The organism is Streptomyces sp. NPDC050388, from assembly GCF_040655635.1.
GTDB lineage: Bacteria > Actinomycetota > Actinomycetes > Streptomycetales > Streptomycetaceae > Streptomyces.
On sequence record NZ_JBFAKH010000027.1, the window covers coordinates 84,966 to 98,667 of the forward strand.

The following is a 13,702-nucleotide window of genomic DNA, read 5'->3' on the forward strand; positions in this document are numbered from 1 at the left end:
ACCGGCCGGTAGGTCACTGGGCCGTCCGGACGGCGTCGCCCGACTCGGCCGCGTGCGCGTTGAGCACTGCGCGGGCCGGAGCCGTATCGAAGGCGGAGAGCCCCTTGCCGGGGCTCCGTGCGGCATGTCGCCGGAAGGACCGGAGGAACTCATGAGGCTGACCCGACAGATGCTCGCGCTGACCGGCGCGGTGGCGGTACTGGCACTGGCGGGCTGCGGGTCCGGCGGAGCCGGGAGCGAGGTGCCCGCCACGGCCACCGGCAGTCTGGAGCACCTGGCCGCCGAGGCGAAGTGCGAGCCGGACATGCAGACCGACGCCGACACGATCCGTCAGGCCATCTGCAAGGCGGGCAAGGAGAAGTACGTCCTGGCCACCTTCGCCACCGACCGCGGCCAGCGCGAGTGGATCGACATGGCCAAGGACTACGGCGGTCACTACCTCGTCGGGCGCAAGTGGGTCGCCGTCGGTGAGGAGAACGTGCTCGACGACCTGCGCGGACGGCTCGGCGGCGACGTGGAGGAGGGCATCGACCACAGCAGCATGGACCACGGCGGCGGTGCGCACGCCTCCGGCCACGCCGGGCACGGAGGCTGAACGGGCACCGCGCGCACCGGGCGCACGAGAGGAGGGCCGGTGGCGGGAATCCCGCCACCGGCCCTCCCCCGCTCAGTGGGCGACCGAGGGGACTACGTGCAGTTCTTGCCCTTGTTGATGCACTTGACCACCTTGTTCATCAGGCTCTCGTCCATGACGTTGATGAAGTCGTTGTGGTCGGTGATCGGCTTGTGCAGCTGCTCCGGGAAGCTGTCCACGGCGTACGGGTTCTTCACCTGACCGTTCTCGATGGTCGGGGTGGGAACGTCGTACACCAGGCGGACCTGGAGCTGCGGGATGGCCTTGAAGCCGTTCGGGCAGCTGCCGTCCGCCTGGACGAACGCCACGTGGTCACGGTGGTTGGCGCTGTCGGCGTTCTGTCCGTCCCAGCAGCTCTGGAAGTTGGACGTGCGCACGAGCTGGCTGCCCTCGGGGCACAGCACGTACTTGTCCGTGGACTGCCGGTCCTCGAAGCCGGTGCAGCTGTAGGAGGTGTTGGCGTTCTTGAGACCGTTGGTGAACGCCTTGGCGTCACCGGTGATGATGCGCATGAGCTTCGGGATCGCGACGACCTTGCTCCGCTTGTTGCCGACGAACCGGAGCTGGGCCTCCTGGGCCTGCAGGATCCTGCCGACGTTGCCCTCGGCGCCGCCGCCCTGGTCGGCCGCGTCGAACTCCTGGGTGCCGTCCTGCACGCGCAGCACCGGCCAGAAGTACGAGGACTTGTCGCCCTGGTTCTGGCAGCTGGTCTCGGCGGCGACCAGGTCGTCGTCGCTGGAGAGCGAGCTGTTGCTCTGGTTGCCGACGTAGTCGTGCATGTGGTGCGCGCCGTTCGCGACACCGGGGGCCACGATGATGTTGTCGCTGTTGTACAGCTTGTTCTCGTTGACGCCGCACTTCGTGGTGAAGCTGCCCTTGGAACCGGACCTGCCGTTGGCGGCCAGACCGTTCGGCAGGTCGCGCGAGTTCGGCTGGACGTCGTTGATGTCGATGAAGTCCTCGGCGAACGGACCCGCGGCGCCGTTGCCGTTGTCGGTCGGGGCCTGCTCGTTGCCCTGGTCCTGACCGTCGCCCTGACCCTGGCCGTTGTCCTGGCCGTTGTCCTGACCGCCGCCGTTCTGGCCGTCGCCGTTCTGGCCGTCGGTCGGCTGCGGCTGGTCGGCGGGGCGGCCGGAGCAGGGGGCGAGTTCGTCCAGGTTCCCGGGGGCCTGGCCGCCCGCGCGGTTGATCTCCAGCTTGATCCGGTCGAGGAGCACCTTACGACGGTCCTTGAGCGGACCCAGAATGGCATTCTGGACGTACTGCGAGTCCCCGGCCTGCGCCTGGCGCGTGGTGACCAGGCGCTGGTAGGCGTCGGTGATCTGCTGGTCCATCGAGGCCAGTTCACCGTCGACCTCACCGCGGGCCTGGTCCGGCACGTCGGAGAGCTGCTGGCCGACGTCCGGGCAGTCGATCGTGGCGATCTGCGCCGCGCTCGTCTTCGTCCGGTTCTGCGACGGGCCCGACTCGCCGGCCGAGGCGTAGAAGTTCGCCCAGACCAGCCCACCCCCACCGAGCGCCAGGGCCGCCGTCCCGGCCACGGCTTTGGCGGCCAACGGCATACGGCGTTTTCTTGTATTGCGTCCCATCATTCTCCTCGCAAGGGGGCCCTCGGCCTTCCCGGTGCTCTGGTAATTTGCGCTTTGCCCCGCAAAGGGGTCGGTTCGGGCTGGACCGCAACCTTCGGGTTGGAAGCCCGCCGCCTCAGCGGTGGGTGGAGTCACTGAACTCCTCTGACCTTGTTGAGGAGCACCCCCTTACGGGCATCGAATCGCCCAACAGAAGCGGAGCGGCTCCCTTGAGTACGGGAGCCGCCCCGGGGGTGTTCAACCGTCACGGAAATTGATGAGAAGTTCGTACGGCACTCTGGTTTCAACGCCCTATGAAACACAGGGAGTTGCTGATCGTGGACGTCGGGTGAGAGCGCGGGTCCGGTTTCACCGGCCCTGGTCGAGATACGCGAGAACCGCCAGCACACGTCGGTTGTCGTCGTCCGAGACCTCCAGTCCCAGTTTGGTGAAGATGTTCGCGGTGTGCTTGGCGACGGCCCGTTCCGTCACCACCAGCCTGCCGGCGATCGCCGCGTTGGAGCGCCCCTGCGCCATCAGCTCCAGCACCTCCCGCTCCCGGGGCGTCAGCCGCGCCAGCGGCCGGTCGTCGCCCGACCGCCGCGCCAGCAACTGCTGGATCACCTGCGGATCCATCGCCGTACCTCCGTTCGCCACCCGCCGTACGGCGTCCACGAACTGCCCCGCGTCGAACACCCGGTCCTTCAGCAGATAGCCCACCGCGCCGCCGCCGTCGGCCAGCAACTCCCGTGCGTACAACTGCTCCACGTGCTGCGACAGCACCAGCACCGGCAGCCCCGGCCGACGGCGTCGCGCCTCGAGCGCGCACTGCAGCCCCTCGTCGGTGTGCGTCGGCGGCAGCCGTACGTCGACCACGGCCACGTCCAATTCCAACTCGGCCAGCACACGGGACAGTTCGGGACCGGACTCCACGGCTGCGGCGACCTCGAAGTCATGGGCCCGAAGGAGCCGGGCCAGCCCGTCGCGCAGCAGGAACAGGTCTTCGGCTAGGACGACTCGCAAGGGATCTCCATGGTGACCATGGTGGGACCGCCCGCGGGGCTGCTGACGGCCAGGACGCCGTCGAATGTACCCAGGCGCCGCTCCACCCCGGTCAGCCCCGAACCGGCCCCGATCACCGCGCCGCCCTTGCCGTTGTCGGTGACGCTCACCCGCAGGTGGCCCTCGGCATGGTGCAGGTCGACCCAGATCCGGTCGGCACCCGCGTGCTTCACCGCGTTGGTGAGCACCTCACTGACGGCGAAGTACGCGGCCGACTCCACCGGCGCCCCGGCCCGGCCCGGCAGCTCCACGTTCACCTCGGTGGCCACCGGCAGCCTGAGCGCCAGCGCCCGCACCGCGTCGCCCAGCCCGCGCTCGGCCAGCACCGGCGGATGGATGCCGCGCACCAGCTCCCGCAGTTCCGACAGTGCCTCCACCGAGGACCTGCGGGTCTGCGCGATCAACTCCTTCGCCTGCTCCGGGTCCTTGTCGAGCAGCGCCTCGATGGTCCCCAGATCCATACCCATCGCGACCAGCCGGGCCTGCGCCCCGTCGTGCAGATCCCGCTCGATGCGCCGCAGTTCGGCGGCGGACGTGTCGACGGCGTCGCGCCGGGTCTCGGTCAACACCCTTACCCGCTCGCTCAGTTCACCCTTGGTGGGAGAGAGGAAGGCGCGGGTGAGCCGGTAATGGGCGTCCAGCACCGGCGGGGAGGCGAAGTGGGCGAGGAAGACCAGACCGAGGGCCAGTGCGCCGGCGCCGAGCGCGGACGCCTGGTCGCCGACCGGGACGAAGCCGTACCAGTACGGGTCCGGCATCACCCGCCACAGCCCGGCCGCGAGCGCGAACCCCTCCAGCGGGTACAGCAGCAACACGGCCGGCAGCAGCGCGGTGACGAACCCCGCGGTCATGTCGACCGGCAGCCACAACAGCTCCCGCCGGGTCGCCGGGTCACGCAGCATCCCGAACGTGCGCGCCCACGGGTTGGCGTCCTTCGGTAACGGCCGGTACGCGGGCGGGATGCGCACCCCGCCCCATTCGGCGGCCAGCACCCGCCGCCAGTTCGCGTAGGTGCGCGCCCGGGCCAGCACGTACGGCGTCGTGACGATGCCGACCCCGGCCGGGATCAGCGCGATCGACAGCAGGGTCAGGGTGAAGCACACCACTGACAGCGGGAGCGACACCAGCGCCAGCCCCGACCCCCGCAGTGCGGCCTTCGCGAGACCCTTCGTACGCCCGGGGCGGCTCTTCGTTTCGATGCTCATGAGGCAAGTCTGTCCGAGCACCGACAGCCGGGTCACTGGCCCGAGCCACCGGTCACGGGGTGGTGCTACGTACACCTGGCCGGGCATACGGCTCGCCCTACGGCTCGCCCCGATCCCCCTTTACCGCGAGGACCTTCGCCTCCACTTCCGGGTCGAGCCCCTTGAACGTCCGGTCCGGGCGTTGGGGTGCCGTCCCGCCGACGGCTCGCAGCCAGCGCCAGGTGTCGGCCACGGTCTCGGCGACGGGACGGCAGCGCAGCCCCGTCGCGACCGCCCGGGAGACGTCCGCGCAGTGCAGGGCGCCGTGCGCTTCGCTGTCCGGCGGCACCCACACCGGCAGCTGCGTCCACGGTTCGATGCCGGCCTGAAGGATCGCCTCCGGCGCGGTCCACCGCAGCTCGGCCGCGCCCCCGGTCACCTCCGCGCACGCCTCCAGCAGCGCGCCGATCGTGGCGTGCCCCTGCGGGCCGAACAGGTTGTACGGCCCGCTCAGCTCCCGCTCGGCCGCCCCGAGGATCCACTCGGCGAGGTCGCGGACGTCGATGTACTGGACGGGCAGGTCACGCGGCCCCGGAGCGAGGACCGGGCCGCCGCGTGCCATCCGGTTCAGCCACCAGGGCAGCCGGCCGACGTTCTCGTACGGCCCGAGGATCAGCCCCGCCCGTACCAGCACCGACCGGTCCGTGCCGAAGGCGGCCACGGCGGCCAGCTCGCCGCCCCGCTTGTCCTGCGGGTACTCGGTGCGGTCGGCGTCCGCGCGGGCGCCCGCCACCACCGGGGCCTGCTCGGTGTACCCGGCGGGCGCGGGCCACTCGTACACCGAGCAGCTCGACACGTACACGTACCGTCCGGCGCGGCCCCGCAGCAGCCGCGCCGCGTCCCGGACGGCGCGCGGGGCGGTCGACCAGGTGTCGACGACGACGTCCCACTCGCCGGCCGCCTCGTCCAGGGCGGCCAGACCGTCGACGGCGGTCCGGTCGCCCAGCAGCGACCGGACGCCCGGCGGGGCCCCGTGCCGCCCCCGGTGGAAGACGGTCACCTCCCAGCCCCGCCCGAGTGCCGCCTCCACCACGGCCCGCCCCGCGAACTCCGTACCGCCCAGCATCAGAAGCCTCATACCGTCCGACTCTGCCGGGTCGGGCGGGCCGGGGGAACAGGAATCTGCCGAGGGCAGAGCAGAGCAGAGCGGGGCCGGGCCACCCTCAGGGCGTGTACTTGTAGCCGACCCGGCGCACGGTCTGGATCCTGCCCCGGTGCTCGGCGCCCAGCTTGCGGCGCAGCCGGGCGACGTGGACGTCGACGGTTCGGCCGTCGCCCACATGGCCATAACCCCACACGGTGGCGACCAGGTGGTCGCGGGTGTGCACCCGGTCCGGGTGCGCCACGAGATGGGCGAGCAGCTCGAACTCCAGGTAGGTGAGGTCGAGTTGACGCCCATCCACCTCGGCGGTGCGCCGCACGGTGTCGACGCGGACCGACGCGTCGGCCTCGTCGTCCTCAGGGGGCGCGGCTGGGGCGGACGACGGGTCGGCGTCCGGTACCGCCACCGGGAACGGCGGCTGCTGGTCGGCGGGGACCAGCACCAGGTAGCCGACCATGGGCGGACGCCCGGGCAGGGCGGGCAGGGTGTGCTGCGGTGCGGGCAGCCAGGTGGCCCCCGGAGGGAGCAGGTCCGCGACCGTGACGACCTCGTCCGGGGCGACGGCCCGCAGCCGGTGGCGGGGACGGCCGCCGGCCGGGACGGTACGGGGCGCGATGGGGGCGGCGGGTGAGGAGGGCGCCGAGGTCACGGAGGGCACGGAGTCCGCGGGGGGCGCGGCGTTCACGAGGTTCACGGGATGCGCGGGATTCGCGGGGGAGGGGGAACGAGTGGTCGCCATGAGGGGGCAGCTCTTTCGCGCGAAGGGTTCGTCGAGAGGACTCGACCGCCACGAGTTCGTGGTCGGGCCGGTCGAGGACGTACGCGGTTCGCGCCGGCGGAAGGCCGGGAGGTACGGCGTCAGAGGGCCGGCGCGGTCGTCGCGCGGCAACACTCGCGGTCGAAGTCGTCGTGCTGACGGGAGGGCCAGAAGGGCTCGAGGTCCTGACGACCTGTCGCGATGAGCTCCCGGAAACCGTCCATGCCCCCATTATGACCTAGCCAGGGGGCGCTCCGCCTTAACGGGGTGGGGAATGGCTTGTCTGGGCTGCTCCGATCTCAACTGGGTGCAGAAATCAGCATTGTTCGTCTTTATCGTTTTTCTGTCGCACTAGACCTGTCGCGTGTGTATAGTTGTTACGTGGCCGTGACCAGGAAGGTTCGCCGATTCTCCGGCGGCGTGTACGATCTCGGGCTCCACGTGGTGTGGTGCCCGAAGTACCGCCGTCCGGTCCTGGACGGCCGGGTCGCGGAACGCCTGGACGAGCTGATCCGGGCCAAGGCGGACGAGCGCGGCTGGGAGATCATCGCCCTTGAGGTGATGCCCGACCGCGTGCACCTGTTCGTCAAGCACGATGCGAAGTCGTCCGCCTCGTACGTGGCCAACCAGTTCAAGGGCTTCACCTCCCGCGTGCTGCGCGAGGAGTTCCCGCACCTGAGGTCGCGGATGCCCACGCTGTGGTCGTCGTCGTACTTCGCCGCCTCGGTAGGCGCGGTATCGGCGGCAACAGTGGAGAGGTACATCGACACCCAGTGGGAACGCCCCCCAAAGAAGCGGGAGGGGGACGGCTCGTGATCCGCGCGTACAAGTTCCTCCTGCGGCCCACGGCCCGTCAGACGGTCGCGCTGGGCGAGATGATGCGAGATCACTGCTCGCTGTACAACGGGGCCCTCCAGGAGCGCCGGGACGCCTACCGGCACACGTCGAAGACGACCGTGCGCTACGGCGACCAGTCCGCGCAGCTCAAGGACATCCGGGCGTTCGACCTCGAGCGACAGGGCCGCTGGTCGTTCTCCTCCCAACAGGCCACCCTGCGCCGCCTGGACAAGGCGTTCGCCGCGTTCTTCCAGCGTGTCAAGGCAGGCCAGACACCCGGATACCCCAGGTTCAAGGGCGTCGGGCACTTCGACACCGTGACCTTCCCGAAAGACGGCGACGGCTGCCGCTGGGACTCCACCCCGCACGATGCGCAGACCCGCGTCCGCCTCCAGGGCGTCGGCCACGTCCGCGTGCACCAGCACCGTCCCGTCAAGGGCCGGGTCAAGACGATCAGCATCAAGCGGGAAGGAAGGCGCTGGTACGTCGTCCTCTCCTGCGACCAGGTGCCCGCCGAGCCGCTGCCCGCCACGGGCAGCAGCATCGGCATCGACATGGGCGTGACGCACTTCCTCACCACGTCCGACGGCGTGCACATCGCCAGCCCGCGCTTCCTTGGAGCGGTGGCAGACGACCTGGCCGAGGCACAGCGGCACCTGGCGAGGTTCCCCCAGCGGACCCGCCGACGCACCAAGAAGCACCGGGCCGCCGCCCGGAGGGTCGCCCGGATCCACGCGAAGATCCGCCGCCAGCGCCTGGACCACGCGCACAAGACCGCGCTCGCCCTCGTGGGCGACCACGATGTGATCGCCCACGATGTGATCGCCCACGAGCGGCTCAACACAGCGGGCATGACCCGCGCGCCCAAGCCCAAGCCCGATCCGGAAACCCCCGGCGCGTTTCTGCCCAACGGGTCCGCCGCCAAGGCCGGTCTGAACCGCAGCATCCTCGACGCGGGTTGGGGGGTGTTCCTCGTGATCCTCGCCCACAAGGCTGAAAGCGCCGGTCGGACCGTCATTGCCGTGGACCCCCGCAACACCTCCCGCACCTGCCCCGACTGCGGGCACGTTGCGAAGGAGAACCGCGCCACCCAAGCGAAGTTCGAATGCACGGTGTGCGGGTTCGCAGCGAACGCGGACCACGTCGGCGCGACGAACGTCCTCAACAGGGCCGGGCTGGCCCTCTGCGACGTGGCCTAGCCACGACCGCAGGAAGCCCGCGCGTTTCGTGTGAGTGGAGTCACTGAAGCAGACCGAGGCCCCCAGCAGGAGCCCTGGTTCACCACGTGGACCGTGTGGTGCGGGCTTCTCGCTCCTTCCCAGACGCAGGGAGCCCTTCCCCGCTCTCGACGGCGGCCGAGCGGGGGAGGGCTCCCGTCACACCCTGGGGCGGCGACCCGGGTCGGGGCGGCACCGTGGCCCGCCCCGCCCCCCGAACAGGGTCTGCGCCCCAGGGGGCTTGTGGCGGCCCGGGGTCAGCCCACCTTCTCGATGAGCGCCCGGCGGATCAGGAACTTGCCGGGCTCCCGGACCTGTTCGAAGGCCGCGTCGTTGAGCAGGGCGCAGCTGCCGGACACCCCGGTGACCTCCACCGTCGTGGACTTGTTGTTGTCCAGGTTGGTGACCTTCAGCTTGGTCCCGGCCGGGAACTGGTTGCTGGACGCCGCCGGGGCGCCGGCCTCACCGGAGAGGGTGACCGTGGAGCCGTTGCACACCTGCTCGCCGGAGGCCGCCGCGCCGTCGCCGCCCGGGTTCTGCGCGGCGTCGCCCCCGCCGGCCTGCTCACCGGGAGCGGGCTGCGCGGGCTGAGCGGGCTGTGCCGGCTGGGAGTCCTGAGCCGACTCCCCAACCGTGCACCCGGACGCCCTCTGCTTGAGCTCGATCTCGGCGATGACCGCTTCGCGGTTGGCGATCCGCGCCTCGGACTGCGCATCGGGATCGGCCCGTTGACCCTCGATGAACTTCTGGTTGTTGCCGAGCGCCGTGGCGAGACCCTGGCAGACCGTCGAGTCGGCCGCCGACTTGGTGGTGGGTGCCGCCGTCTGGGAGGCGTTCGACGTGCTGGCCATGACGAAGGCACCGCCGCCGGCCACCGTCGCGGCGCTCAGCAGCAACGCGAGCTTCTTCTTGGGGCCGAGAGTTCTCCTGCGCGACATGCGCGCCTCCTGAAGCGGTAGGGGAACGTACGCCGCTATGTACGAGATGCCGAACGAAGTTACTCAGCGGTCCGGCGGACTTCCCGAAGTGGCCTGCGTCACGGCCGCTCGGTCTCAGGCGTCAGGCGTCCGACGGGACAGGGCGTCCCGTACCGCATCCTCGCTGCGGGCCACTACCGCCGTGCCGTCCTCGGCCGTGATGATCGGACGCTGGATCAGCTCGGGGTGCTCGGCGAGCGCCGCGGTCCAGCGCTGCCGCGAACCGGCGTCCCGCGGCCACTCCTCGAGCCCGAGTTCCCCGGCGGCCGCCTCCCCGGTGCGGGTGATGTCCCACGGCTCCAGCCCCAGCCGCTCCAGCACCTCACGGATCTCGCCCTGGCTCGGCGCGTCCTCCAGGTAACGGCGGACGGTGTAGTCGGCGCCCTCGGCGTCCAGCAGGGTGAGGGCGCTGCGGCACTTGGAACAGGCCGGATTGATCCAGATCTCCATGCCGTTCACCGTACGCTCCCTCCGCTCCCGCCGAGCCGCTGTTCGAATTCCCCAGCGCCCCGGAGGGCACCTTCCGAACCAGGCGTTCCACAGCCGGAACACCTTCTTCACCTGGGCATTCGGTGACTTCTCCGAGGCCTTCGGATGTCAGTGCCGGGCAGTAAACTGGAAGCAGTGTTCGAGGGTGTTGCCGGGATCGGCGTGGATCGCGGTGGGCACCCTGACCGCGACAGGAGGATGCCGTGCCCGCTGCCGCACTGAAGCCGAAGCCCTTGCCCACCCAGTCCACCGCGAAGCGTCCCGTCCTGCTCGAAACGCCCTGCGCGCCCGTCGAGAAGCGGCCGCTTCCGCCGGGCCGCCCGCGGGAGTGGTACGTCACGCACAACCGCCGCCTCAAGGCGATGCGGCTCGCCATCGCCCTGCTCGACTCCGGCGTCTACCTGCCCGACCAGGCACCCGACGAGACGATACGAAGCACGGCGGAACTGATCGGCATACACCCGCCGTCGAACACGACCTGCCACATGGTCCGCGCCTTCATGCGCTACAACCGCTAGCCGACAGGGTCGACGGGCGGGGCCTGTCTCAGGAGGGCAGCCCCGCCTCCCACTTGCACCGCTTCAGGACGTACTCGCCGAACAGATGGCCGGCCCGGTCGAGCAGTTCGCCCACCTCCGGGTCCCCGGGGCGCGTGTCGGCGGCCGGATGCCAGCGCTGCACCGACTGTCCGGCCCACATTCGCAGCCTGTCGTCCGGATCCTCCAGCAGGGCGACCGCCGCCCGCAGTCCGATGACCCCGCCCCGGGCATCGAGCAGCCGGAACGCGGCGACCCGAACATGCCGGGGGCGCCCGGTATCGAGGAACCCCATCAGACGGTTGGCGGGGAGCGCCCCGGAGAGGGGAAGCAGGGCGGTGGCCGCCTCCCGCACCACACCGGACGCGGGGTCGTCGAGCAGCGGCAACAGTTGCTCCGTGGCGCCCACGTCGAGGGTGCGCAGCCCGGCCACCGCCCGTGCCCGTACGGCCGGTGCCGGGTGGGCGAGCAGCGGCCGCAGCAGCTCCGCGTCGGCGCGCTGCCCGCACTCCGCCAGTCCGACGACCGCGCCGGGCGGCACCGCCGGGTCCGCCGGGTCCGTGCACCGCTCCCGATACCAGGGCAGCGGATCCGTCCCGTGCTGTCGTAGAACGTAGCGCGCGCAGGCCCGGACGACCGCGGACCGGTCGGCGAGGAACTCCACCGCCCGCTCGGGCCGCCCGGCCCGCCTCAGCGCGGTGACACCGGCCGACCGTGCCCGTGGGTTGCGCGCGCCCAGCAGCGGCTCCAGTACGTCGTCCCAGTCGCCCCGGCCCTCGCCGGTGCTTGTGGCAGCCAGGGCGGCGTCGGCGCAGAGGGCCTGGACGACCGTGTCGTCGTCCCGGGCTGCGTGGCGGGCCAGCTCACCGGGGGAGAGGAGACCTCCTTTGACGGCCGACCGGAAGGCGAACCGGCGCAGGGTGCGGTCGGGGTGGGTGCACAGGGGCAGCAGCAGTTCGTGCGGAGCCCGGCGGAGCGCGGTACCGAGCAGTTCGAGGCCGAAGTCCCCGCGTTCGCGGCGGGCGACCCGCAGAACCAGCGGTGCGAGGGAGGCAACCGTCTTTGCACTCACCTCCCCGGCGAGGGTCTCGACCAGCAACTGCCGGGCCCGTTCGCGTACGGGCGCTGCCCAGTCGGCGGCACGCACGACGAGCAGAGGAAACAGCACGGGGTGCTCCGCCGCCCCGACCAGCGCACGCTCACGTATCCGCCCGTCGGGATGGCACAGGGCGAGAACCAGCAGCGACTCTTCCGACAGCCCGACGGCTGCTGGGTCCGGCAGCGGCGCGGACCGATACCGCGCCGACGCGCGCACACCTTCGTCCAGCGCGATCCAGGCACTCCCACTCGGGTCGGCGATGTCCAGCACCTCACCGAGGGCGGCGCCCCGGGCCAGGCGCGCCGCCGCCGTCTCCCCGCTGAAGACGTCCTCGTTCATCCCGCGCTGATCAGTACGGGCGGAAGTTGATGTAACCGAGGAAAACGATCACCGCGGCGACGCAGCCGAGGACCACGGCCGTGGAGACCCATGACGACGAGCCGCGGGACGCCTTGTGCTCCGGCTCACCGCGGAACGGGACCGGGCCGGGCGGGTTGTCCTTCCAGCGTGCGGCGAGCATCCGGGCACGGGCCGACGGCTCCTTGTGCTCGGCCCCGTCCGCCCACTTGATGTCGAACTCGCGCTCCTCGTCGTCCCTTTCGGGCATCCCCGTGAACCTCTCTCGAACAGCAGTGTCAGCTTTCCATCATCCCTCTCCGGGTCCGCCGAGGAAAGCACGTTCCAGACATACGACAGCTCACCCGTCTCACGTACCTCATGCACATCCCATGTGACACATCAGGAAGCCGCCCGCACGTGACCTCAAAGACCTCGTGTCGGGCGGTGTGATCGACGTCTGGGGGCTTCGGCCGCCTCGGGGGTGCGGCGACCGGCGCTGGCTGCGCTCCCTCGACCTGTCCGGGGCATGGATGTGAGGCGGCGGTGCTCGTCGAACCAGCCGCCGTGGTGGACCTCGTCCGGCATGCTGCCCCTTTCGTCGTCCCGGTCGAAGATGGCGGAGGCGGCAGTGGGGAGGAACCAGCACGGGCCGACTGCGGAGGTGCGCCCGCCCGGTTCGGCCTTGCTCATGCCGTCGGCGTGGCCGCCTCGAGCAGCGTCAGCAGGTGCTCGGCGGTGATCCGCGGTCCGCCGCGCCCGCGAGGTCCTCGCCCTCGATCCCCGAGGAATTCGTGGAGACCACCGCCGGTGCCCTCCACCGTTACCTGACGGGCGGGCCTCAGGTACCGCTGGACGCTTGGAAGTAGGCCGGCGCTACCAGCCAGGGGAGGCATGACAACAAGCACGGCTGAAGCTGATGAGGCTTTGTGAGAACGGCTCTGCCCGGAGTTCCGTGGCCGGTTGTTCCGCGTCGCGGTCGACGCGGCCCGTGGTCCCCAGGTGGCGCTCTGGGGGCGGGAGTTGACCGCCTGCGTCCCAGCCGACCTGGAACGGTTCCTCCTGCACGCTCACGGGTGCGGGATTCTCGATGTGTCCTACGGTCCGCGGGGAACCCTGGAGTCAACGGGCTCGGTCTGGTGGTGCGGGTGCAGGAGGTCGCCGGCGGCGTGGTGACCCGGCCGGTCATGGTGGGCCGGACCTGGGCCGACCGGTGCACCGACGACTGGGAAGGCGCGATCCCGGAATGTGAACGGGCGGGCCGGCTGTGGCCCCGTCCAGGTGAAACGGGATCCTGGCCCCCGCCCGGCCACGAGACGCACTGGGGCGGCCGGCAACCTCCTTTCCAGCCCGGTCCCTTCCTACGACGAGCTTCCGGCGCAGACGGTGTCCCGACGGGTGGTGCAAGGGATCTGAAGGCGGCGTCGCGGCTCGAAGACGGTGGTGCTGCCCGGCGGACGTGAGATCGAGTGCTGGCGCATCGGGCCTCGCCGGGGGCGGTCGGCTGCTCGTGCGGACGGTTTTCCACGACCGCCCGGTGGGGCGGCGGCCTCGACGCGTGCGATGTCCGGACACGCGCCCGCGCCGCGGGGAGGACACACCGTCCCAAAACCGTGAGCACTTCGGCCACCACTGTCCTTATGTCGCTCATTTGAGCGCTCATGTGACACATGCCTGCCGACTGCTCACGGTTTTCGGCACGGCATCCGCCTCCGGCCCCGCAGCCTCGGGACCGCGAAGATCCCCTGCCCCCCCCCCGCAGGGACACTGTCTCCGGCGCATGCGGCGTTCCCTGGAGCCCACCCCTGGCATCGTGCTGGGCGGTCCGTTGTCCGATCCGCTGC

At 70.9% G+C, this 13,702-nt stretch carries 14 protein-coding genes and 2 pseudogenes; 5 read left to right on the plus strand and 11 right to left on the minus strand.

Annotated features, from left to right (window positions below; genetic code table 11):
• The first annotated feature begins 151 nt into the window (after positions 1-151).
• Positions 152-595, plus strand: a complete 444-nt coding sequence (locus AB0I73_RS17895; protein ID WP_363038370.1) for a hypothetical protein — start codon at positions 152-154, stop codon at positions 593-595.
• A gap of 92 nt (positions 596-687) precedes the next feature.
• Here AB0I73_RS17895 and AB0I73_RS17900 read toward each other — a convergent pair whose 3' ends face one another.
• The 6 genes from AB0I73_RS17900 to AB0I73_RS17925 form a co-directional block, all read right to left on the minus strand.
• A complete protein-coding gene (locus AB0I73_RS17900) occupies positions 688-2,223 on the minus strand; it encodes a DUF1996 domain-containing protein (RefSeq protein ID WP_363038372.1) in 1,536 nt (511 codons plus the stop codon).
• Between the two features lie 348 nt (positions 2,224-2,571).
• Positions 2,572-3,225, minus strand: a complete 654-nt coding sequence (locus AB0I73_RS17905) for a response regulator transcription factor (protein ID WP_363038374.1) — start codon at positions 3,223-3,225, stop codon at positions 2,572-2,574.
• Entirely contained in the window at positions 3,210-4,469 is a 1,260-nt protein-coding gene (locus AB0I73_RS17910) for a sensor histidine kinase (protein WP_363038376.1), read from the minus strand. Before AB0I73_RS17910 ends, AB0I73_RS17905 begins: the two co-directional genes overlap by 16 nt.
• A 97-nt stretch (positions 4,470-4,566) precedes the next feature.
• The gene (locus tag AB0I73_RS17915) at positions 4,567-5,586 is read right to left on the minus strand and encodes an SDR family oxidoreductase (RefSeq protein ID WP_363038378.1); all 1,020 of its coding nucleotides are present in this window, start codon (positions 5,584-5,586) and stop codon (positions 4,567-4,569) included.
• An 85-nt stretch (positions 5,587-5,671) separates the two neighbouring features.
• Positions 5,672-6,349 (minus strand): winged helix-turn-helix domain-containing protein, encoded by a 678-nt coding sequence (locus AB0I73_RS17920; RefSeq protein ID WP_363038380.1) that lies wholly within the window; start codon positions 6,347-6,349, stop codon positions 5,672-5,674.
• 119 nt (positions 6,350-6,468) lie between these two features.
• Positions 6,469-6,591 carry a hypothetical protein gene (locus AB0I73_RS17925; RefSeq protein ID WP_109381837.1) on the minus strand — a complete coding sequence of 41 codons (123 nt, stop codon included), beginning with the start codon at positions 6,589-6,591 and terminating at the stop codon, positions 6,469-6,471.
• Between the two features lie 163 nt (positions 6,592-6,754).
• Between AB0I73_RS17925 and tnpA the strand changes: the two genes are divergently transcribed.
• A complete protein-coding gene (tnpA, locus tag AB0I73_RS17930; protein WP_363038398.1) occupies positions 6,755-7,183 on the plus strand; it encodes an IS200/IS605 family transposase in 429 nt (142 codons plus the stop codon).
• Entirely contained in the window at positions 7,180-8,403 is a 1,224-nt protein-coding gene (locus AB0I73_RS17935) for a transposase (protein ID WP_363038382.1), read from the plus strand. The genes tnpA and AB0I73_RS17935 overlap by 4 nt, the downstream gene beginning before the upstream one ends.
• Before the next feature lie 275 nt (positions 8,404-8,678).
• Here the strand turns inward: AB0I73_RS17935 and AB0I73_RS17940 are convergent, their stop codons facing one another.
• Both AB0I73_RS17940 and AB0I73_RS17945 read right to left on the minus strand, forming a co-directional pair.
• Entirely contained in the window at positions 8,679-9,359 is a 681-nt protein-coding gene (locus tag AB0I73_RS17940; RefSeq protein ID WP_363038384.1) for a hypothetical protein, read from the minus strand.
• 114 nt (positions 9,360-9,473) lie between these two features.
• A complete protein-coding gene (locus AB0I73_RS17945) occupies positions 9,474-9,848 on the minus strand; it encodes an ArsC/Spx/MgsR family protein (protein WP_363038386.1) in 375 nt (124 codons plus the stop codon).
• Positions 9,849-10,090: 242 nt separating this feature from the next.
• On the opposite strand from AB0I73_RS17945, the gene AB0I73_RS17950 reads away from it, so the two are divergent.
• On the plus strand, positions 10,091-10,405 hold the full coding sequence (locus AB0I73_RS17950; protein WP_363038388.1) for a hypothetical protein: 315 nt from the start codon (positions 10,091-10,093) through the stop codon (positions 10,403-10,405).
• Between the two features lie 28 nt (positions 10,406-10,433).
• Here AB0I73_RS17950 and AB0I73_RS17955 read toward each other — a convergent pair whose 3' ends face one another.
• From AB0I73_RS17955 to AB0I73_RS17965, 3 genes and pseudogenes are all read right to left on the minus strand, one after another.
• A complete protein-coding gene (locus tag AB0I73_RS17955; protein WP_363038390.1) occupies positions 10,434-11,861 on the minus strand; it encodes a HEAT repeat domain-containing protein in 1,428 nt (475 codons plus the stop codon).
• 10 nt (positions 11,862-11,871) lie between these two features.
• Entirely contained in the window at positions 11,872-12,129 is a 258-nt protein-coding gene (locus tag AB0I73_RS17960) for a hypothetical protein (protein ID WP_363038392.1), read from the minus strand.
• Between the two features lie 257 nt (positions 12,130-12,386).
• Positions 12,387-12,619, minus strand: a pseudogene (locus tag AB0I73_RS17965) (hypothetical protein); the annotation flags it as partial.
• Positions 12,620-12,628: 9 nt separating this feature from the next.
• On the opposite strand from AB0I73_RS17965, the pseudogene AB0I73_RS17970 reads away from it, so the two are divergent.
• Positions 12,629-12,727, plus strand: a pseudogene (locus AB0I73_RS17970) (DNA mismatch repair protein MutT); the annotation flags it as partial.
• Positions 12,728-13,702 lie beyond the last annotated feature (975 nt).